The organism is Amycolatopsis alkalitolerans, from assembly GCF_006152065.1.
Taxonomy (GTDB): Bacteria; Actinomycetota; Actinomycetes; order Mycobacteriales; family Pseudonocardiaceae; genus Amycolatopsis_E; species Amycolatopsis_E alkalitolerans.
Genome location: NZ_VDFW01000012.1, coordinates 116,957 through 136,567 on the forward strand (window position 1 = coordinate 116,957; position 19,611 = coordinate 136,567).

Annotated in this window: 21 protein-coding genes; 3 read left to right on the forward strand and 18 right to left on the reverse strand. The window is 69.0% G+C overall.

What is annotated here, in order from left to right; genetic code table 11:
* Positions 1-9: 9 nt before the first annotated feature.
* The 10 genes from FG385_RS16025 to FG385_RS16070 form a co-directional block, all read right to left on the reverse strand.
* Positions 10-660, reverse strand: a complete 651-nt coding sequence (locus FG385_RS16025; RefSeq protein ID WP_139097540.1) for a cyclase family protein — start codon at positions 658-660, stop codon at positions 10-12.
* Positions 661-668: 8 nt separating this feature from the next.
* Positions 669-1,694, reverse strand: a complete 1,026-nt coding sequence (locus tag FG385_RS16030; protein ID WP_139097541.1) for an ABC transporter substrate-binding protein — start codon at positions 1,692-1,694, stop codon at positions 669-671.
* 71 nt (positions 1,695-1,765) lie between these two features.
* Positions 1,766-2,644, reverse strand: coding sequence for an ABC transporter permease (locus FG385_RS16035; RefSeq protein ID WP_139097542.1), 879 nt, complete (start codon positions 2,642-2,644; stop codon positions 1,766-1,768).
* Positions 2,634-3,329: an ABC transporter ATP-binding protein gene (locus tag FG385_RS16040; RefSeq protein WP_160148824.1), complete on the reverse strand. Its 696-nt coding sequence runs from the start codon at positions 3,327-3,329 to the stop codon at positions 2,634-2,636. Before FG385_RS16040 ends, FG385_RS16035 begins: the two co-directional genes overlap by 11 nt.
* A gap of 96 nt (positions 3,330-3,425) precedes the next feature.
* Entirely contained in the window at positions 3,426-4,430 is a 1,005-nt protein-coding gene (locus FG385_RS16045) for an LLM class flavin-dependent oxidoreductase (RefSeq protein ID WP_139097544.1), read from the reverse strand.
* Complete coding sequence (locus FG385_RS16050) at positions 4,427-5,041, reverse strand: TetR/AcrR family transcriptional regulator (RefSeq protein ID WP_139097545.1); 615 nt, start codon at positions 5,039-5,041, stop codon at positions 4,427-4,429. Before FG385_RS16050 ends, FG385_RS16045 begins: the two co-directional genes overlap by 4 nt.
* Positions 5,042-5,337: 296 nt before the next feature.
* Positions 5,338-5,571, reverse strand: coding sequence for a biotin/lipoyl-containing protein (locus FG385_RS16055; RefSeq protein WP_139097546.1), 234 nt, complete (start codon positions 5,569-5,571; stop codon positions 5,338-5,340).
* 27 nt (positions 5,572-5,598) lie between these two features.
* The gene (locus tag FG385_RS16060; protein ID WP_139097547.1) at positions 5,599-7,233 is read right to left on the reverse strand and encodes an acyl-CoA carboxylase subunit beta; all 1,635 of its coding nucleotides are present in this window, start codon (positions 7,231-7,233) and stop codon (positions 5,599-5,601) included.
* Positions 7,230-8,138 carry a succinate--CoA ligase subunit alpha gene (locus tag FG385_RS16065; protein ID WP_139097548.1) on the reverse strand — a complete coding sequence of 303 codons (909 nt, stop codon included), beginning with the start codon at positions 8,136-8,138 and terminating at the stop codon, positions 7,230-7,232. Before FG385_RS16065 ends, FG385_RS16060 begins: the two co-directional genes overlap by 4 nt.
* On the reverse strand, positions 8,135-9,316 hold the full coding sequence (locus FG385_RS16070; RefSeq protein ID WP_139097549.1) for an ATP-grasp domain-containing protein: 1,182 nt from the start codon (positions 9,314-9,316) through the stop codon (positions 8,135-8,137). Before FG385_RS16070 ends, FG385_RS16065 begins: the two co-directional genes overlap by 4 nt.
* Before the next feature lie 135 nt (positions 9,317-9,451).
* Between FG385_RS16070 and FG385_RS16075 the strand changes: the two genes are divergently transcribed.
* A complete protein-coding gene (locus FG385_RS16075; RefSeq protein ID WP_139097550.1) occupies positions 9,452-10,393 on the forward strand; it encodes a LysR family transcriptional regulator in 942 nt (313 codons plus the stop codon).
* 18 nt (positions 10,394-10,411) lie between these two features.
* On the opposite strand, the gene FG385_RS16080 is transcribed toward FG385_RS16075, so the two are convergent.
* Positions 10,412-11,416 carry an NADPH:quinone oxidoreductase family protein gene (locus FG385_RS16080; protein ID WP_139097551.1) on the reverse strand — a complete coding sequence of 335 codons (1,005 nt, stop codon included), beginning with the start codon at positions 11,414-11,416 and terminating at the stop codon, positions 10,412-10,414.
* Positions 11,417-11,538: 122 nt separating this feature from the next.
* Here FG385_RS16080 and FG385_RS16085 point away from each other — a divergent pair, with 122 nt between their 5' ends.
* Both FG385_RS16085 and FG385_RS16090 read left to right on the forward strand, forming a co-directional pair.
* On the forward strand, positions 11,539-12,408 hold the full coding sequence (locus tag FG385_RS16085) for a TetR family transcriptional regulator (protein WP_235022594.1): 870 nt from the start codon (positions 11,539-11,541) through the stop codon (positions 12,406-12,408).
* A gap of 49 nt (positions 12,409-12,457) precedes the next feature.
* Complete coding sequence (locus FG385_RS16090; RefSeq protein ID WP_139097552.1) at positions 12,458-13,696, forward strand: acyl-CoA dehydrogenase family protein; 1,239 nt, start codon at positions 12,458-12,460, stop codon at positions 13,694-13,696.
* 138 nt (positions 13,697-13,834) lie between these two features.
* Here FG385_RS16090 and FG385_RS16095 read toward each other — a convergent pair whose 3' ends face one another.
* From FG385_RS16095 to FG385_RS16125, 7 genes are all read right to left on the reverse strand, one after another.
* Positions 13,835-14,389, reverse strand: a complete 555-nt coding sequence (locus FG385_RS16095) for an NADPH-dependent FMN reductase (RefSeq protein ID WP_200834483.1) — start codon at positions 14,387-14,389, stop codon at positions 13,835-13,837.
* 141 nt (positions 14,390-14,530) lie between these two features.
* Positions 14,531-14,881 carry a ferredoxin gene (fdxA, locus tag FG385_RS16100; RefSeq protein WP_139097553.1) on the reverse strand — a complete coding sequence of 117 codons (351 nt, stop codon included), beginning with the start codon at positions 14,879-14,881 and terminating at the stop codon, positions 14,531-14,533.
* Positions 14,882-14,891: 10 nt separating this feature from the next.
* Positions 14,892-15,188: an EthD family reductase gene (locus FG385_RS16105; RefSeq protein WP_139097554.1), complete on the reverse strand. Its 297-nt coding sequence runs from the start codon at positions 15,186-15,188 to the stop codon at positions 14,892-14,894.
* 14 nt (positions 15,189-15,202) lie between these two features.
* A complete protein-coding gene (locus FG385_RS16110; RefSeq protein ID WP_139097555.1) occupies positions 15,203-16,516 on the reverse strand; it encodes an FAD-dependent oxidoreductase in 1,314 nt (437 codons plus the stop codon).
* Positions 16,513-17,733, reverse strand: coding sequence for a cytochrome P450 (locus FG385_RS16115; protein WP_139097556.1), 1,221 nt, complete (start codon positions 17,731-17,733; stop codon positions 16,513-16,515). Before FG385_RS16115 ends, FG385_RS16110 begins: the two co-directional genes overlap by 4 nt.
* 99 nt (positions 17,734-17,832) lie before the next feature.
* Positions 17,833-18,798, reverse strand: a complete 966-nt coding sequence (locus FG385_RS16120; protein WP_139097557.1) for an AraC family transcriptional regulator — start codon at positions 18,796-18,798, stop codon at positions 17,833-17,835.
* A gap of 17 nt (positions 18,799-18,815) precedes the next feature.
* A complete protein-coding gene (locus FG385_RS16125) occupies positions 18,816-19,586 on the reverse strand; it encodes an IclR family transcriptional regulator (protein ID WP_235022595.1) in 771 nt (256 codons plus the stop codon).
* Positions 19,587-19,611 lie beyond the last annotated feature (25 nt).

Genomic DNA, 19,611 nt, shown 5'->3' on the forward strand with positions numbered 1-19,611 from the left:
CGGGATTCGTCAGCCGACGTGTGCGAACGCGCGCGCCGGAGCGCCGTCACCCTCATGGATCGGCAACGGCAGAATGGACACGTCGAACCGCTCCGGCAGCGGGTTGTCGAAGCGGAGATTTTCCACGATGATCACGTCGTTGCCGAGCAGGATGTGATGCACCGGGAAATTGAAGCCCGAGTCCCGCAGCGAATGCGGTTTGTCCGGCGTCAGCATGTCGATGCCGAGCAGCCGGATGCCCCGGTCGATCATCCAGCCGGCCGCATCCTCGGTGAAATACGGGTGCTCGACGTAGCTGGGCTGCCAGTAGCGCGTGGTGAAACCCGTCCTGACCAGCAACCGGTCACCGCGGCGCACATGACCGCCCGCGCCGTCCAGCATCGCGGCGGTGATCTCCTGACGCTCCGCGAGATCGAAATCGATCGCGCACGCGGGGCCGACCAGCCAGTCCAGCGGGACGTCGTCGATCGTCATGCCGTCGGCGATGAAATGCCGGGGTGCGTCCACATGCGTGCCGCAATGGCTCGGCATCGTGCACATCAGCACATTCGGCTTGCCGTCCGCCAGCGACATCACCGGGTCGAACTTCACCCCGGGCAGGATCGGCGCCACCGGGATCGAGTTGTTCAGGGGATGCGTCAGGTCGAGAAATCCTGCCATCTCGCGGTTCACCTCGCGCCCGGGTCGACGATGTCGTTGTATGCCACCGGTGTCTTGATCTTGTCGAAGTTGAGCAGGAAGTTCGACGTGTTCTCCACCTTCTGCTGGTTGATGCGGAAGCCGAAACTGTTGAGGTTCGACTTCAGCATCTCGGTCACCAGTGTCTTGTCATTGGCGATGGCCTTGAGGCCGACGTCCACCAGCGTGTTGAAGTTCGCCGGGTCGGCGATGAAGTCGTACGTTTCCTTCATGGCCGCCTGGAAGTCCTTGAAGGTCTGCTGCTTCCGGTCGACATTCGACTTCAGCGCGGCCCACTGGTTGTAGTCCCAGTCCAGGTCCTTCAGTTCGGTCGGCAGGTCGTTGGTGCGCAGATCGAACACGTTGGTGGCGTACTTTCCGATCGATACCGCCTGCGTCTGCATCGGCTCGAACGCCACCACCGCGTCGATCGTGCCGTGCTGCAGCGCGGGAACGGCGGTGGGCGGCGCGCCGACCCCGACGAAGGTGACATCCTTGTCCGGGTTCAGGCCCGCCTTCGACAGCAGGTAGCGCATCACCAGTTCCACACTCGCGCCGCGCTGGGTGACGCCGATCTTCGCGCCCTTCAGTGCGGTGATCGCCTCCGGGAACTTGCCCGAATGCGTCACACCCTTGAACTTGTTGTTCACCACCACACTGAAGATGGGTGTCGTCGTGTTGCCGGACACCGCGACCATGTCCTGGCCCTGAGCGCGGGCCAGCATGAGGTTGTCCATCGAGTTCAGCTGGATGTCGGCGCTGCCGCTGACCACCGCGGCGTTCGCGTCCGGACCGCCGGACACGTCGATCAGACTGACATTCAGGTGGTGCTTGGCGAAGATGCCCTCGGCCTGCGCCACCCGGGCTGGGAAGCTGATCAGGCTACCCGGGTACTGGGCGATTTTCAGCGCGCCGGCACCGGAGGGCTGACTGCCACCGCAAGCGGCGACGGCCAGAGACGTGCACAGGATCGCGCCGACGAGCGCGACAGCGTGTCGTAGTGACGTGGGTTTCATAGGGCGTGCCTTTCTGGGATTCCACCGACGGCTGCTTGTCACCCCCAGCAGTGCTCCGGCATGGCGGGCGTTCACATGCGGCCCTTCTTCTGCCAGCGCAGCAGACGCCGTTCGGCGAGGACCGTGAGCGCGTCCAGCACCGCGGCGATGATGGCCAGCACGACGAGCATGCCGATCACGCCGGCGGTCTGGAACGTGCCGGAGAAGTAGGTCAACTGCTGTCCGATACCCGCTTCGGCGGCGATCATCTCCCCGACCACCGCGCCGAGCAGGGCGTAGATGATGCCCAGTCGCAACCCGGCCAGAATGGCCGGAAGCGACGCCGGAAGCAGCACCGAACGGAACATCTGGAATTCATTTCCGCCGAGCAGCTTGCCGACCGTGACCAGATCGGTGTCCACATTCCGCATGCCGACCCGGGTGTTCACCAGCAGAATGAAGAAGACCAGGCTGATCGCCAGGATTATCTTCGACAACGCGCCCAGACCGAACCACAGCAGAAAAAGCGGGGCGAGCGCGACCCGGGGCAGCGAGTTGACGACCACGAAAAACGGGTCGAGCAGGTCGTCGAGCACCTGAAAACGGGCCAGCAGCAGGCCGGCCATGATACCGCCCGCGCTGCCGATGGCGAATCCGATCAGCGTTTCTCGCAGAGTCACCTCGAGGTGTGTCCAGAGCGCCCCGCTCCGGACGTAGTCGTAGAGGAAGTTCGCCACGCCGGCCGGGCTGCTGACGAAGTACGGATCGACGATTCTGGCGTTCGAGCACAGTTGCCAGGCCACCAGCAGTGCGGCCAGCAGGACCAGCCGGCCGCCGATGATTCCGGTACGCCGCCAGGTGCCGCGACGCCGGGCCCGGCGGATCGGCGCGGGGATGTGCGGCCGCGTGGCGGAGGAGTCCTTCAGGCGCTCGGCCGGACGCGTCGCGCCGTCGGTTTCGCTAGGAAACAATGACCTCTCCCCTCAGCTCGTTCCAGATACGTTCGAAATACTTCTGGTAGGTGGCGTCGAAACGTAGTGAATCCGGGTGACGCGGACGCGGCAGCCCGATGTCGATCTCGGCTTTGATACGCCCTGGACTGGCGGTGAACACCAGCACCCGGTCGGCCAGTGCGATTGCCTCGGACACGTCGTGGGTCACGAACACGACGGTCTTGTCGGTGCCTTCCCAGACTTTCGTGAATTCCTCCTGCATCAGGATCTTGGTCTGCGCGTCGAGCGCGCCGAACGGTTCGTCCATCAACAGGAATTCCGGGTCCAGCGCCAGAGTGCGGGCCAGTGCCGCGCGCTGGCGCATACCCTGGGACAGTTCCGCCGGATAGGCGTCGCGGTAGTTCGCCAGGCCGACGAGCACCAGCAGCCGGTCCGCTTCCTCGGCCCTTGTTCTGCGCCGGACGCCCCGGAATTCCAGGCCCAGCTTGATGTTGTCGCTCACGGTCCGCCACGGCATCAGGCCGGGCCGGGCGAACATGTAGCCCACCGACCGGTCGACCCGCACGGCGGGCTGACCGTTCCGGTACACCTCACCGGAGGTGGGCCGGATCAACCCGGCCATCATGTTCAGCACGGTGGTCTTGCCGCAGCCGCTCGGGCCGACGATGGCAAGAAACTGGCCACGGGGTACCCCGAACGTCACGTCATCGGTCGCCAGCGGACTGGCCGCGGCGGTGTCGAACTGGTGCGTGACGTGCCGAGCCTCCAGCGCGTATCGTTCTGTCACGGTCTCACATCCTCAGTTCTCCGGCCGAAATCCCCATGGCTCGAGCACTCCGGTCGCCCACAGCTCGACCTGTTCCGGGCCGGGTGCGACCGGGCTCGCCACAATGTGTTCCACGCCCGCATCCACGAGTTGCGCCACGCGGTCGCGGACATCCGCGAGGGAACCGGTCCAGTGCAGCTGCCGGGCCACTTCGAAGGGCGTTCCCTTGCCCAGTGCTTCCGCGAACGCGGCTTCCTGCTGGGACAGAGCCTGTTCGCGGGTGCCGTCCACCAGGTGGCACCAGTTCACGTGCGCCACCGTGAACGGGCCGCCGTCGGTGCCCAGTTCCTTGCGGCGTTCGGTGATCGCCACCCGGCCGGCGCGAATCTGCGTCACCGACGTGGTCGGCCGGGACAGCCATCCTTCCGCCCGGCTGATCCGGTCGAGCACCGGGCGGGCGAATTCGGGTGGACCCAGCTGGTGATAGGTACCGGCGTTCGGACCACCGGCGATCCACAGTTCCAGCGAGTTCCGGACCGGTGGTCCCATCAGCACCTCGTCGAACCGGAAGTGCCTGCCCCGGTGGGCGAACACGCGGTGGCCGCGTGCCCCCCGCAGTACGTCGAGCGTTTCGTCGGTGCGCGATCCGCGTTGCCGCGCGTCCAGCCCGATGGCCGCGAACTCGTCCCGGTTCCACCCCGTCCCCACGCCGAGCACCAGGCGGTCACCGGTGACCGCCTGGAGAGACGCGACGGCCTTGGTGAGCGCGAGGGGATGGCGGAACGGTGCGACGAGTACCGCGGTGCCGAGTTGGATGCGGGAGGTCACCGCGGCGCAGTAGGCGAGCCCGACCAGCGGGTCGAGGACCTGGGACTCGCCGAGGAAGCGCAGGTAACCATCGACGCCGACCAGCCGATCGGGCAACCAGAACGAAGCCAGTCCCGCCTTCTCGCACGCCACGGCGATCGTGCCGATCGTGTCGGGCGGGGCGTCCACGGCGATCGGCGGCAGCCGCAGGCCGAACCGCGGGCCGTTCACCGCGCGCCACCGGGTGAATCCGCGTGCAGCGCCCCGAGGGCGTACACCCGGTACTGTGCGGCGACCTGATCACTGGTCAGGGCCCCGCCGGTGCGGTACCAGGTGGCGACCGACGTGCACATGGTCACCACGGCGCGGCTGGCATCCTTCACCGAGTCCACGTGGAACCGCCCCGCGGCGACGCCCTCCGCCACCAGCCGTTCGAACGTCTCCTGTTGCGCGTCGCGCAGCCGGACTATCTCGGTCAGGTCGTCCCGCTCCAGGCTGCGCAGTTCGGTGTTGCCGACGAAGCTCTCCTGCTGGCGCTCGGCATGGAACCGGACGTGCGTCTCCACCGCCGCCGCGAACCGGTCGACCGGGTCGGTCCCGGCCTTGTCCATCGCGTTCGACGTCTCCTCGATGAGATCGTCCATCACCCGCCGGATGAGGATCATCAGGATCTGGTACTTCGACGTGAAGTGGTGATAGATACCCGGCACGGTAACGCCGGCACGTTCGGCGATCTCCTTGACCTTGGTGGCCTGGTAGCCGTTCTCGCAAAAGGCGGCCAGAGCACAGTCGAGAATCCGGGTCCGTCCTGGCGATCGGCCGACATTCGTTTGGCGTGGCACTTTGGTTCGACGCCTGGAGTTGAGTGATGAGTCCACGATGACTCTCTCTCTGGTGGTTAGCGCTCCGGCACTTTAGTGAGTGCTCAGTAGTATCTATTCCGCCTTCGCCGAAGTCAAGTAGGGATGATTTCTTTCAAAAGCCGCTGAAAAACTCGCCGTGAACGCCGCAAAGGGGTGCACGGAACCTTTTTGGTGTCGAGCCGTCGTTGACTCTTACTCGATGTCATCGAACGAGCGCGAATGGTGTTCAGCGAATTCTGCTCACAAGCCTCCGATTCGTTGTCCGGGTGGCCGGCTCAGCCGGTCTCGCCGTCGTCGGACAGCGTGACCAGGACGTCGCCTTCCAGCACCGACGAGCCTTCCGAGGCCACGACCGTGATCACCACCCCGGCTGAGAAACTGACCACCGGAATCTCCATCTTCATCGACTCGAGAATCACCAGTTGCTGATTCTCGGCGACCTGGTCGCCAGGCTCGACGAGCACCTTCCAGACACTGGCCGCCATATCGGCCTTGATGTGAATAGGCATCGTTGACGCTCCTTTGTTCGGCAGTGCTCACGAGCGCATGGTCCGGCGAACGGGACCGAGTAGTTCGGGGAGCAGACGGTATGCCTGAACTATCCATTCGCATAGCCGCGGGCGGGTGGTGCGCGGGTCGATGATGTCCTGTATCGCGAATCGCTCGGCGGTCAGGAATGGGTTCTCGATGGGGCTCAGTTCGGCGTAGAGTTGTTTCCGCAGTGACTCGGGATCGGCAGCCTCGCTGAGTTCCCGGCGGTATGCCGCCTCCACCCCGCCTTCGATGGGAATGGAGCCCCAGTGCGCGGTCGGCCATGCGAGTCGCCAGTTGATCGCGCGGCACAGCGGCGCATACGCCGAACCGGCCAATCCGTACGCCCGGCGGACGAAAATGGTCGCCCACGGCACACCGGCCTGTTCGATCGCCATCTGCGCGCGAATTCCCTTGCGTACCGCGCCGGCGGCCTCGGCCGTGGTGCCCACCATCGTGCCCGGCTGGTCGACGAAATTGATGATCGGGATGTGGAACGAATCGGCCATGTCCACGAACCGGATCAGCTTCTCGGCCGACTGTGCGGTGAGCGCGCCGCCCATGTGCATCGGGTCGCTGGCCAGTACGGCGACCGGATGGCCGCCCAGCCGCGCCAGGCAGGTGATCTCCGACCTGCCGTTGTACCGGCCGATCTCGAAGATGCTGTCCTTGTCGAACACTGATTTCAGGATCCGTCGCATGTCATACGCCTGGCGTTTCGCGCCGGGGATGACGGTGGCGAGGAAGTCGTCCTGGCGGTCCACCGGATCGGACGACTCGGCCACCGGCGGCGTCTCGTACACGTTGCTCGGCAAGTAGCTCAGGAAACGGCGGGCCTGGCTGATGGCGCCCGCCTCGTCGGCGGCTTCGTTGTCCACCACGCCGGAGCCGCGCGCGTGCACCTGCGAGCCACCGAGTTGGTGCGGGGTCACGTCCTCGCCCACCGCCGCCTTGACCACCGCGGGGCCGCCGGCGAACACGTACGACGTGTTCTCGGTCATCACGGAGAAATGGCTGGCGCACACGCGGATCGCGCCCAGTCCGGCGGCCGCGCCCAGTGCCACGCCGATCACGGGCACGTAACCGAGCTGAGCGACGAACGGCCAGTCCCGGTAGCCCGGAATCTTCGTGGACGACATCTGCTTCAACAGGTTCACACTGCCGCCCGCGGTTTCCACCAGCCGGACCAGCGGCATCCGGTATTCCAGCGCCAGCCGCTCGGCGTACTGCCACTTGTCCGGATTGGTCGACTCCGAAGACCCGCCGCGGACGGTGAAGTCCTCCGCGACGATCACCACCTCGTGGCCGCCGACGCGACCGGTTCCGGTCACCACGTTCGACGGCGTCACGTTGAGCAGGTTGCCCTCGGCGTCGTATTCGGCGGCACCGGTGAACTTGCCGATCTCCCGGAACGTGCCCGGGTCGACGAGCAGGTCTATCCGTTCGCGCACGCTCTTGCGGCCGCGTTCGTGCTGCCGGGCGACCTTGTCGGCGCCGCCGAGCTGTTCGGCGAACCAGCTGCGGGACTTCAGTTGGGCGACCCACCAGGGTTCCCCGTTCGGGCCCGCGGCGCTGGTTCCCACCGGCACGTTTCTGGTGGCGGGCTCCTGCGGGCGATTCCCGCCGATCGGCGCGTTCATGAGTGCTCCATCGGTCCGAGTACGTCGATCAACCGGGCGCGCAGTTCGTCCAAGCTGTGCGCCAAGCGGGCACCGGCAGTGTGCAGCGCGTCGAGTTTGCCGGCGGCCGTGTCGGTGAGCAGGCGGCCCATCGGGGCGTGCCCGAACGGGACGGTGCTGGGCAGTGTTTCGGTGGCGCGACCAGGAATCAGCGCGATTACCGGGACACGGACCGCCCCGGCCGCGATCGCGCCGGCCAGGTCGTATTCCTGATGGCCGGACGGTTCGCCGAACACGACGACCGCCTCGGTCTTCGGGTCGTCCTCGACGATCCGCACCGCGTCCACCATCGACGTGGCCACGAACGGGCTGCCGCCCAGGCCCAGTTGCACGCTCGTGCCCATTCCCCACTGCCGCAGGTACAGGCTGATCTCCGACGCCATACCGCCGCTGCGGGACACCACGCCGACCGAACCGGCGGCGAACCGCTCCCACGGATCGTCGCCTCCCGGGCAGCCCCACCGGCCGACCTGCGGCACCACGATGCCTTGGCTGTTCGGCCCGACAACGCGCATACCGCGCGCGCGGGCGTGTTCGGCGGCGCGCAGGAAGCCGTGCAGTGGCACGTTCTCGGCGCTGACCACGGTCAGCCGGATCCCGGCTTCGGCCGATTCGACCAGCGAGTCCGGCACGAGCGGCGCCGGCACGTAGTTCATCGACACGGTGGCCCCGGTCGCGGCGACCGCGTCGGTGACCGAGTCGTACACCGGAACGCCGTGCACCTCGCCGCCGCCACGGCCGGGGGTGACACCGCAACTGATCCGGGTGCCGGATCGCAGCATCCACGCCGTTTCCATCGTGCCCTGGCGGCCGGTGATGCCCTGGACGAGAAGTCCGGGCCCGCCGGACATCAGTTCCCGGATCACGAGGCGCCCTCGGCTCGAGGTGTGCGCGCGTCGAGTGCGCCGGCGAGCATGCCGCAGGCGTCGTCCAACGATGCCTCCCTGCCGACGAACGTCACCGCGGGCGCCCGGTCGCCCAGCAGCTTCCGGGATTCCTCCTCGTTCGGTCCGGCGATCCGGACGACCAACGGCTTTTCCGTGGCGTCATAGGAAGTCCGGTCCAGCGCGGCGACCAGTGATTCGGCCAGCTCCCGGGTGTCCATCAGGCTCATCACCACCGCACCGACGATCCCGCCGCGAACATCCGGTGTGGACAGTCCGGCGGCGATCAGTTCGACCAGCTTGCTCTGTGGTGCGCCGGGGCTGCCGTCGACGTAGCAGGACGGTCGCAGGCCGAGGTCGACGAGCCGGTCGAGCACCACGAGCCCGGCGCCGCCGCCGACCACCAGCGCCGCCACGTCGCCGTCCAGCTCGAAGAACTTCACCGACGGCCGGTCCGGGAAGGCGGCGTCCGCGTTCGCCACGGCCTCCTCGCGGGCGGTGCGGGGCCGCGTGGCGGGCGACAGGCCCCGTGGCCGGTAGCGGGTGGCCAGCCAGCCGCTGTAGTCCTCGAACTCGACCGCCACGCCCACCGCGACCAGCCGCTCACCGTTCCAGCGGAATGGGTTGACCTCGATCAGGGTCGCCTCGGACACGGTGAACGCCTGCCAGATGGCTTGCACGGCGCGGCTGAGTGGCCGGGTGAGTGCCGGTTCGACACCGGCGTCGCGCAATGCCGTACCAATCTCGTAGCCGGTGAGGCCGCGGGTCATCGAGATCGGCACGGTAACCGCGGTCGAGGCGTCGAAACCGACCCCGCCCGAACGGGAAACCCGCAACACCGCGCCGCCGTGACCGGTGTCGAGACCGATCGACGCGTAGCATTCCGAGCCCTCGACGTATTCCGCGACGACCGCGCCGCTGTCCGAGACGGTGTGCACGTCGGTGAACGCGGCGGCCAGTGCTTCCTCGTCCCGGCAGACGAACACCTGGCCGCGCAGCCCTTTCCCGGATTCGGCGGTATCCGGTTTCAGTACCCAGGGCGCCGGTATCGCGGCCCGAACGGCCGAAAGGCCCTCCGCATCGGTGACCCGGATGGTGCGCGGTACCTCGACACCTATTCGCGCGAGCCATTCCATTGACGCGCTTTCCAGTGTTCTCACTTGGTTCGGTACCTCCGATCGCGCACCCGCGTGGCCACTATGACCGCGGGCACGCTGATCGTGGAATACTCTCGTGACTGGCACTGTGATAGGCGAAGGCTTTCGCGAAGCCCTCAGCGTGACTAATATGCGAAGATGCGGATCGAGCAGGTCCAGTACCTCGACGCGGCGATCGCGGAGGGATCGGTCCGTCGTGCCGCGCAGAAGCTCGGGCTGAGCCAGCCGTCGCTGAGCCAGCAGATCCAGCGGCTGGAGGAGGAACTCGACCTCGTCCTGCTGGTCCGCACCCGATCCGGAGTGCGGCCGACCGAGAGCGCCGTGCGCCTGCTGCCGCAGCTGCACCGGCTGCTGGCCGCCGAGCGGGCCGTGACCGAGGAGGCGTCCGCAATCCGCGGCTTGCACACCGGGCGGGTGCGGCTGGGCTCGGTGCCGACCGCCATCCGGGTCCTGCTGCACGAGGTGATCCCGACTTTCCGCAACACTCTGCCGAATGTGGCCGTGGAGCTGTGGGAATCGGATTCCGAGGCGGTGGCGCACGAGCTCGTGGTCGGTGCGCTCGACCTCGGAGTCATCGGCCGGGCTCCGGACACGCGGCCGCCCTGGTTGCAGGACCTCACCACGGCGGACCTGTGCCGGGAATCGCTGGTGCTCTGCGTGCCAAGCGATCACCGGTTCGCCGACGGAAATGTCAGGATCAGCGAGCTGCGCACAGAGCCGTGGATCTCCCACGGGTCCGGGTTCATTTTCGCGGCCGCGTCGGAGACCCTGTTCCCCGGGGCTCAGCTGGAACCGGTGTTCCACACGAACGACACGGCGACCGCGATGATCATGGTCGGCGCGGGGGTCGGGTTGGCGATCCTGCCCAGGTCGGCCGCGCTGCGGGCGCCGACGTCGCGGGTGACGCTGATTCGCGATCTGGGCAAGGGAATCGTGTTACCCGAACTGGTGCTGACGCTGATCCAGCGTGCGGACACCCCGGCCGCCCCGGCCGCCCGGCAGTTGGTGGCGATGCTGCGTTCTCAGGCGGCGGTGGTGCGCTCGCGCTGGAACGATCGCCCGCTGGACCGCGTACCGTGAGCGCGACGGCCCGGTGCGCTACCGCGTTCTGACGCCGTCTCGTCCTGCCGGTGGCTGTCCGACGGTGACCACGCCCTTACCGGGAATGCGGCCGTGCGCCAGGTCGTCCAGTGCCTGCGGGACCTGTTCGAAGCCGTAGCGCGCGCCGATCACCGGGTTGACGCCGCCGTCGCGCCACAGGCCGGTGATCGCCGCACTGCCCCGCGCGAGCAACCCCGGGTCGAGGTCGAGCGCGGCGCCCCACGCCGCGCCGATCACCGCGATGTTGTTGAGCAGCAAGCGGTTCACCTTCACCTCGGGAATCTTGCCTGCGGCGAACCCGATGGTCACCAGCCGCCCGCGTGGCCGCAGTGAGCGCAGCCCCTCCAGGAACAGCCAGTCACCGAGCGGGTCCGCGACCAGGTCCACCCCGCCGCCGGACTCGGAGCGGACAGCCTTGGCGAAGCCCTCGTCCAGCCGCACGGTGGCGTGCGCCCCGGCCCGCCGCGCCACCTCGGACTGCCGGTCGTCGGCCACTCCGGCGATGACCCGCGCGCCCAGCCCGGCGGCCACCTGCACGGCCGCCGTACCGATCCCGCCAGCCGCGCCGAGCACCAGAACTTGTTCGCCGGCAAGGAGTCCGGCCCGTTCGATCAGTCCGAAATGGACCGTGTGGTAGTTGACCACAGTCGCGGCGGCGACGTCCAGCGGCATCCCGTCGGGCAGGTGCGCCATCGAGGTCACCGGCACGGCGGCCACCTCGGCGTAGCTACCGGACCAGACGAACCCGGCCACCGCGTCGCCCGGCGTGAAGCCGGAGCCCTCCGGCGCGGCCAGCACGTACCCGGCCAGCTCGCAGCCCGGTACCACCGGCAACGGCGGCTTGTATTGGTACTCGCCTCTGGTCAGCAGCAAGTCCGGGAAGTTGATGCCGATGGCGCCGATCCGGACCAGCAACCGGTCCGCCACCCGCTCCGGTGTGTCGCGTTCGGACAGTCGCAACCCGGACGGCCCGGAGAAAGACTCCAACAGATAAGCGCGCACGGGGATCCTGTCTGAAACAGAGTGAACGTACGGTGGCGCTGAACAAATGTGCCTGTACTGTTGCGCAGGGGTCGCCGGCTGTCAAGGCCACCGGTTCACCCCGTACCGGAAGGAGCCGAGAGGTGCCGGGAACACGCGGGCCGGCCGGCGACCGCGAGTCGCTGGGCATGCGGCTGCGCGCGGCGCGGCGCACGGCCGGGCTGACCCTGCGGGACGTCGCCGGCTCGCTGGGCGTCAGCATCGGCACCTGGAGCGCCGTGGAGAACGGGCTGACCAGGATCACCGACGACCGGCTCGCGGCCGCCGCCGTGCTACTGCGCACCGATCCGGCGCGGCTCCGCGAGCCATCGGCCACGGACGTGCCCGCCGACCCGGACTGGCGCGACTTCCCGCCGCTCCAGCTGGCCCAGCCGCTGGCCGGAGCGCTGGAGGCGTTCGTGGAGCTCGGTTACCACGGTGCTGCCGTGCGGGACGTGGCGCAACGGGCCGGGCTGTCCGTGGCCGGGGTGTATCACCACTGGCCGACCAAGCAGCGACTGCTGATCGCGCTGCTCGACCTGACAATGGACGACCTGCGCCGGCGGTGTCGCGCGGCGCGGGCCGAAGGCGACGGACCGGTCGAGCGGCTGGTCCGGTTGGTCGAGTGCCTGGCGCTGTTCCACACGTATCGGCGCGAGCTGGGGTTCATCGGCGCCAGCGAGATGCGCAGTGTCGAGGAGCCGGACCGGGCCAGGATCGTGGCCGCCCGCCGGGACGTGCAGCGGATGGTCGACGACGAGGTGCTGGAGGGCCGCCGCCGCGGCCTGATGGCCACTCCCCTGCCCCGCGAGGCCGCCCGCGCGGTGGTCACGCTGTGCACCGCCCTGCCGCAGTGGTGGTCGCCATCCGGCGGGTTCACCCCGGAGGCGGTCGCGGCGCAGTATGTGGACTTCGCGTTGGATATCGTGCGCGCCCGACGGGGAACCGCCGGCGTTGACGCGGCCGCTGACTGAAACGTACTGTTTCACCGAACAATCGATCGGTTCTGTTCAGGAGTCGTTCATGACTGGTTACGCGCTGCCGGCACCGTCCGAGCGGGCCCGCGAGCTGCACGAGCGGATGCTTCGGTTCATGCGGGAGCGGGTGCTGCCCGCCGAGGCCGAGTACCTGGCCGACCGCACGGCCGCCGGACCGGACAGCCACACCGTGCCGCGAGTGGTGGAGGAACTGAAGAAACAGGCGAAGGCCGAGGGTCTGTGGAACCTGTTCCTGCCTGCCGAGTCCGGACTGACGCAGCTGGAATACGCGCCCATCGCCGAACTGTCCGGATGGAGCCTCGACCTGGCCCCGGAGGCGATCAACGGGGCCGCCCCGGACACCGGGAACATGGAACTGCTGCACCTGGCCGGCACCGAGCGACAGCGCACCGAGTGGCTGCGGCCCCTGCTGGACGGCGAGATCCGCTCCGCGTTCGCGATGACCGAACCGGAGGTCGCCAGCAGCGACGCCACGAACATCGCGACCCGCATCGAACGCGACGGCGACAGCTACCTGATCACCGGCCGGAAGTGGTGGACCAGCGGCGCGATGGACCCGCGCTGCGCGCTGTTCATCGTGATGGGCAAGACCGATCCGGCCGCGCCGGTCCACCGCCAGCAGACGATGGTGCTCGTGCCGCGTGCCACGCCAGGCGTCACCGTGGTCCGCGACCGCCCGGTGTTCGGCCACCACGACCAGCACGGCCATGCCGAGGTCCGGTTCGACGGGGTACGCGTGCCGCGGAGCAACGTGCTGGGCGAGGAGGGCGGCGGGTTCGCCGCGGCGCAGGCCAGGCTCGGGCCCGGCCGCATCCACCACTGCATGCGCGCGCTCGGCGCCGCCGAACGGGCGCTGGCGCTACTGGTGCGGCGCGCGAAGGACCGGATCGCATTCGGCGCTCCACTGGCCGACCAGGGCGTGGTGCGCCAGCAGATCGCGGAGTCGCGGATGGAGATCGAACAGGCCCGGCTGCTGTGTCACCGCGCCTGCCACGAGATCGATGTGGCCGGTAACAAGGCGGCGCGCACCCTCGTCGCCATGGCCAAGGTCGCGGTGCCGCGCGTCGCCACCCAGGTGATCGACCGGGCCATCCAGGTGCACGGCGGCGCCGGGGTCTCCGACGCCACCCCACTGGCCGCCATGTACGGCTGGCACCGCGCGATGCGCATCCTGGACGGTCCGGACGAGGTGCACCTGCGCTCGATCGCCAAGGCCGAACTCGCCGGCACCCCGGCACTTTTCCCCGGCTGGCCCGAGGTCTGACGGCACCGCGCACCGGTCTTCCGTGGCTGGGGCTTGGGGCGGCTCAGCCGGGTGCAGCCGTTGTTCGAGACTACTTCACTTCTGCTGGACCGCCGCGTGGTGCCGACGTTCGCGACCGGGCTGCGCTGCGAGCCGCGGTCAGGGGACGCGCTGCCGGCGCGTATGGTCGGCGATGGCGCTCAGCACGCCGGCGATCTGCTCGCGTGTCGCCGAATCGGTGATGAGGCCGTCGTCGCCGACCGTCTCCCGGGCCACGGGGATCGACCGGCAGGCCGGTTCGATGATCGCCGCGTCGAGGTAGCCCAGCACCGTGGCCAGCGAGTCGTGCGCACCGAGCCCGCGGCCAGGCGCGGCGACGTTGATCCACGCGGTCGGCTTGCGGTACATCTGCGAACCGCCCACCGTCCAGTCGAGCAGGTTCTTGAAGGCGCCGGGCAGGGCCCCCGCGTATTCCGGGGTGCACAACAGCACGGCGTCGGCGCCGGCGATCCGCTGCCGGAGATCAGCCACGGCCGGATGGAGCGGGTCGTGGTCGTCGTCGGGGTTGAAGGCGGGCAGCTTGTCCAACCCGTCGTAGCGCACGGTGGTGACCGCGTCGGGCGCGATCCGCTCCGCGGTCCGCAGCGCCGCGGTGTTGGTCGAGCCGTGCCGCGTACTGCCCGAAATGAGCAGGATCTGTGTACCCGTGGCCAAGGCGATGTCCCCTCTGCAACCGTGCTGTCGTCGACGGTGGGCAACGCCGGCCACCCGGCGGGTATTCCGGGTCAGCCGAGCAACAGCTCGTCGACGCGCCGCGGGTCGCCGGACTCGACAACACAGTGGAGAGGATCGTGGTCAAACGCGCGACTGGCCCCGGTCCCCGGCGCTGCCCTGCCGCGGGCCGAGGTTCTTGATCCAGTCGGGATCGTTGGCGGTCTTGCCGACGGCGGTCGCTCCGCCGGGCGAGCCGAGGGTTTCGAAGAACGTACGGCCGGCGTCGATGTGGTCGTGCCACCGCTCGGGCACCGCGGACTCGTGCCGGATGGCTTCCATCGGGCAAGCCCCTTCGCAGGCGCCGCAGTCGATGCATTCTTCGGGGTGGATGTAGAGCATCCGCTCGCCTTCGTAGATGCAGTCGACCGGGCATTGCTCGACGCAGCTCTTGTCGAGGACGTCGAGGCAGGGCTCGGAGATCACGTAGGGCATCTCGACTCCGCTAGTCGTATTGGACGAAGAGGGTTACGCCGCCGTCTGCGAAGTTCTCGATGTCGGCGGCCGCGGCCTGTCCCTGCGGTGAACCGAGTGCCTCTGTGAAGCTTTCGGCTGAGGGGAAGGACAGCTCCGCGATCAGGTAGTACGGCGGTTCGGCGTCGCCCGCCGGTGCGCAGTGCCGCGCGGCGAAGGCCACCAGGCCCGGTACCTTCTCGGCGAGTGGACGGTGCGTGCGCTCGTAATAGTCGTCGAAAGCGCCGGGATCACTCGGGTGTCCATAAGCGACAGTCAGGATGTGCACGGCGGTGTTCCTCCTCAGGTTGACGCGAAGTGTGCGGCACGGGCAAGGCGGACCATGGCGCCGCGACGGCACACCTTGATCCGCTCGGCCCCCCGACTGGAGCCCAGGTGCCTTTCTTCGGCGTCGATCCGCAACCACCCCGGCCAGTCGGTGTGCCGGACGCCGCGCTGGTCCAGCACCCGGCGCAGGTGCTCGGTTGCGGAATGGGCGGGATCGGACAGGTGTGGCAGGTCCTCCAGCACGGCCGCGGCGGTTTCGGCGCCGTCGGCCTTGTTCGTGCCGATCACGCCGCTGGGCCCGCGCTTGAGCCAGCCCGCGACATACAGGCCGGGCGCGACCCGCCCGCGCTCGTTGGGCACGGTGCCGGTGACGGTGTCGAACGGGAGCCCGTCCACCGGCCCGCTTCGGTAGCCGATGGCGCGGACGACCAGTCCGGCCGCGAGCGTGTCCTGCTCGCCGGTGGCAACGACCCGGTCGTGCTCGACTCTCGTGCGTTCGACCACGACCCGATGGACCCGGTCGTCGCCGCGCAATGCCACCGGGGTACGCAGGAACCACAGATGGATCCGGCGGTCGCCGGAACCGTGTTCGCGGGCGGACCATTCGCGCAGGATCTGCAGGTTCTGCCGCTGACGCAGGTCGAGCCCCGCGGGGTCGGCCCGCGTCAGCGTCCCGTCGTCGTGCACCAGCACCCGCGTGTTGTCCAGTTCGCCGAGACCCCGGAGTTCGGCTGGGGTGAACCTGGCGTGCCACGGCCCGCGGCGAATCACCACGTGGATATCGCGGACCCGGCTGGCGGCAAGCGCGGCCAGTACCGGGTCAGGAACATCCGTGGCACGCAACCGATCCGGGCTGACGGCCAGCACGCGCGTCACGTCCAGTGCGACGTTCCCGGCCCCGATCACGACGGCGCCGGGATCCTCCAGCGGCGGGGTGAACCCGGCGACGTCGGGATGCCCGCAGTACCAGCCGACGAACCGGCCCGAGCCGATACTGCCGGTGAGGTCCTCCCCCGGGATGCCCAGCGACCGGTCGAGCGGGCAGCCGGTCGCGTAGACCACCGCGTGGTAGTGCTCGCGCAGGTCGGCAAGCGACAGGTCCTGGCCGACCGTGACGTTGCCGATGAACCCGGCATCGCTTGCGGTGAACGGTTTCCGCAGCACCTTCACCACCGATTTCATCCGCATGTGGTCGGGTGCGACGCCGTAGCGCACCAGCCCGTACGGCGCGGCGAGCCGGTCGATCACGTCGACCAGGGCGCCGGCGTCCACAAGCGACTGTGCGGTGTACAGCCCGGCGGGCCCGGCACCGACGACGGCGACCCTCACCAGCACACCTTCAACGACTCCAGCCCGCGGAAGAAGTAGCTGGCGATGTAGGTCGGCTCATAGTCCTCGGCAAGGCGCAGGCCGGGCAGGCGCTCGAACAGGGTCTGCAACGCGACCCTGATCTCGGCGCGGGCCAGTGGTGCGCCAGGGCAGGTGTGCAGGCCCTTGCCGAAGGCGACATGGTCATGGGCGTTCGGCCGGTCCAGATCGACCGCGTCCGGGTCGCCGAACACCGTCTCGTCGCGGTTCGCCGAGCCGAACAACAGCAGCAGGACCGAGCCCTGGGGCAGGACCGTGCCACCGAGTTCGACCTCGCGGGTGGTGACCCGGAACAGCCCGCGATGCGGGGCGTCGCGGCGCAGCGCCTCCTCGGTCACCTTCATGATCGTCCGGGTGGGGTCCTCGGCGATCCTGGTGACGACATCGGGGTTCTGCAAGGCGACGAGCACGGTCGCGGTGATCGCGTCGCGGGTCGTGTCGAAACCGGCGACCCGCGCGGCGCCGCGAATGATGTTGTGCACGTAGTCATCGGTCAAGCCGGGGAAACCGTTCGCGCCGTGGACGAGCGCGGAGATCATGTCGTCGCGCGGGGCCGCCTTGCGGTCGTCGATCTGCGCCTGCAGGTACCGGGTGTAGTCGCCGAGCCGGCGCGCCGAGGCGACCCGGTCCCCGACTGGCGCGAGCGGGTTCCACAGCGTCGTCACGTCGTCGGTCCACGCCTGGATCCGCGCGGTGTCCTCGGGCGGGAAGCCGATCACGGCGCTGATGATCGTCTGCACGTACGGGATGGCGTACTCGGCCACGAGATCGGCGCTCCCGCCGGTGAACCCGTCGATCAACTCGTTCGCGCGCTGCTTCATCAGCGGTAGCAGCGTGCGGACCCGCGCCCCGCTGACCCCGGCGTCGAACAGCCCCCGCATCTGCTTGTGCCGCGGCTCGTCCTCGTTGACGACCATGGTCGTCTCCGGCACGTTGCCCGCCGTCAACTCGGCCACGACCTCGGGCGGGTTGTCGTAGATCATCGGCAGGGCCGCGGCCGAGGAGAAGGTGCCCGGATCCTCGAGCACGGTCTTGATGTCGGCGTAGCGGCTGACCAGGTAGGCGCCGATCGACGGGCTCAGCGTGATCGCCCGCTCGCGTGCCGCCCGGTAGAACAGGTGCGGATCCTCCCGGTGCGGGCTGACCATGGGATTGAAGTCGAAAGCGGCAACGGTCATCAGACCCTCCTTTGCGTCTGGTATGCCCGTCAACGCTAGGAGCGCCGCCGACCCGGGTCGATCCGCTACGCGCGGCCCGGCTGGCCGATTCGCGCGGCGTCAGCCGAGCCGGTGCAGCGTCTCCGAGGGCGCGCTGCCGTAGCGCTCGCGATAGGCGGCGGCGAATCGTCCTAAGTGGACGAAACCCCAGCGGCCCGCGATCCCGGCGACGGTGTGCCGCGCCGGATCGGCCGCCACGAGGTCGGCGTGGGCGTGGCGCAGCCGCACCGTACGGAGGTAGGCCATCGGCGACCGCCCCACGTGCCGGAGGAATCCCTCCTGAAGGGCACGGGTGCTCAGGCCGCTCCGCCGAGCCAGGTCCACCACCGTCCACGGCAGTTCGGGCTCGGTTTCCAGCAGTTCCACGGCCCGGCGGACCGACTCGGGAGGGGGCCGCCGCGGGCAGGTGACGAGCCTGTCGCGATAGGGGTGCTCGACCGCGTGCAGCAACCCGGTGATGACGCTCTGCACCAAGGGGCGCGCCACCATCGGCCGCGACAGCGGCCCGTCCGGCTCGCGGGCCAGCTCGACCAGCGACCGGGCGAGTGCCCACCACTGACGTCCGGGACCCTGCCGCAGCGTGATGGACCCGTCGAGCCGCACTCCCGAGCGGACGGGCGCGTCGATCAGGTCGGCCAGCTGCGTTTCCAGCGCCGCCCGGTCGATCTTCAGCCCGAACAGGCTGCCGCCGCCCGCCCAGCCGTGCAGCATCGCGGCGGTGTCCGGGCTGTACACGGCGGCCAGCCCGGGGTCGGCGCAGACCTCGCCGCGGGAGGTCCTGGTGTACAGCACGCCGTCCAGCGGAACGTTGATCTCGTAGCCGGTCTCCAGCTCGCCCGTGGTCAGGCGCACTTCCCCGGCATACGACAGCAGCCCGGCGGAGACGGGACCGATTCTCGTGGCGGACAACGACATCCGGAACGTCGCGGGGTCGTGCAGCACCGTGAGCCGGTGCGGGAAATACACCTCTCCGCACCGGCCGCACGCCTCATCGGGGTCCGAGGTCCGGATGCTGACGGCCGGCATGGCGCCTCCCTGCGAGCTCAGCTCTCGACGTCCACGCGGGACAGCGTCGCGGAGAGCTTCCTGGTCACCCTGAGCACACTCGTCACCACGGTGTCCTTGCGCGCGCCGAGCACGCGGGAAGTGGGACCCGCGACGGAGATGGCGCCGACCGCCCGCGTGATCCCGTTGCGCGTGACCAGGATCGGCGCCGCGACCGAGGACAGGCCCACCTCGAACTGTTCCTCGGAACAGGCCCAGCCGCGCTCGCGGATCTCGATCAGTCCCGTGCGGTAACGCTCCGGATCGACCACTGTGTACGGAGTGTGGCGGCAGAAGCCCGCGTTCAGCACTGCCTGCGCGACGAACGGGTTGAACGCGGCGATGGCCTTGCCCGAACTGGACGAATGGCCGGGCACGCGCCGGAACGCCTCGGTGTGGAACCGCAGCCCGTGGGTGCCCTCGAGCCGGTCGACGTAGAGCACCTCGGCGCCCAGCGGAATGCCCAGCTGCACCGTCTCGCTGAGCCGGTCCCGCAGGTCCGCGAGCGCCGGGAGCGCGATCTCCTTGAGCAGCAACCGGTCGGTGGCGAGCTGGCCGTACTCGAACAGGCGCAGCCCGAGCCGGTACCGGCCGCCGGCGCGGCGTTCGAGCAGGCCGCCGGAGGCCAGTGTGGACAGCATCCGGCTCGCCGTGCTCTTGGCGATGCCCAGGCGGCGGGCGATGTCCGAGGCACCGTTCTCCTCGGTGCTGGTGAAGCACTCCAGCACGTCCATCGCGATCGTCACCGACCGCAGGCCGTTGTCTGCCACGGCGTCGAGTACACCTCGCCCGCCG

What these genes read in the sequence shown, in the direction of transcription:
- FG385_RS16090 (WP_139097552.1), top strand. Translation starts at nt 12,458, where the DNA reads ATGACTGGTTACGCGCTGCCGGCACCGTCCGAGCGGGCCCGCGAGCTG.
- FG385_RS16120 (WP_139097557.1), bottom strand. Translation starts at nt 18,798, where the DNA reads ATGCCGGCCGTCAGCATCCGGACCTCGGACCCCGATGAGGCGTGCGGC.
- FG385_RS16055 (WP_139097546.1), bottom strand. Translation starts at nt 5,571, where the DNA reads ATGCCTATTCACATCAAGGCCGATATGGCGGCCAGTGTCTGGAAGGTG.
- fdxA (WP_139097553.1), bottom strand. Translation starts at nt 14,881, where the DNA reads ATGCCCTACGTGATCTCCGAGCCCTGCCTCGACGTCCTCGACAAGAGC.
- FG385_RS16060 (WP_139097547.1), bottom strand. Translation starts at nt 7,233, where the DNA reads ATGAACGCGCCGATCGGCGGGAATCGCCCGCAGGAGCCCGCCACCAGA.
- FG385_RS16025 (WP_139097540.1), bottom strand. Translation starts at nt 660, where the DNA reads ATGGCAGGATTTCTCGACCTGACGCATCCCCTGAACAACTCGATCCCG.
- FG385_RS16115 (WP_139097556.1), bottom strand. Translation starts at nt 17,733, where the DNA reads ATGACCGTTGCCGCTTTCGACTTCAATCCCATGGTCAGCCCGCACCGG.
- FG385_RS16075 (WP_139097550.1), top strand. Translation starts at nt 9,452, where the DNA reads ATGCGGATCGAGCAGGTCCAGTACCTCGACGCGGCGATCGCGGAGGGA.
- FG385_RS16030 (WP_139097541.1), bottom strand. Translation starts at nt 1,694, where the DNA reads ATGAAACCCACGTCACTACGACACGCTGTCGCGCTCGTCGGCGCGATC.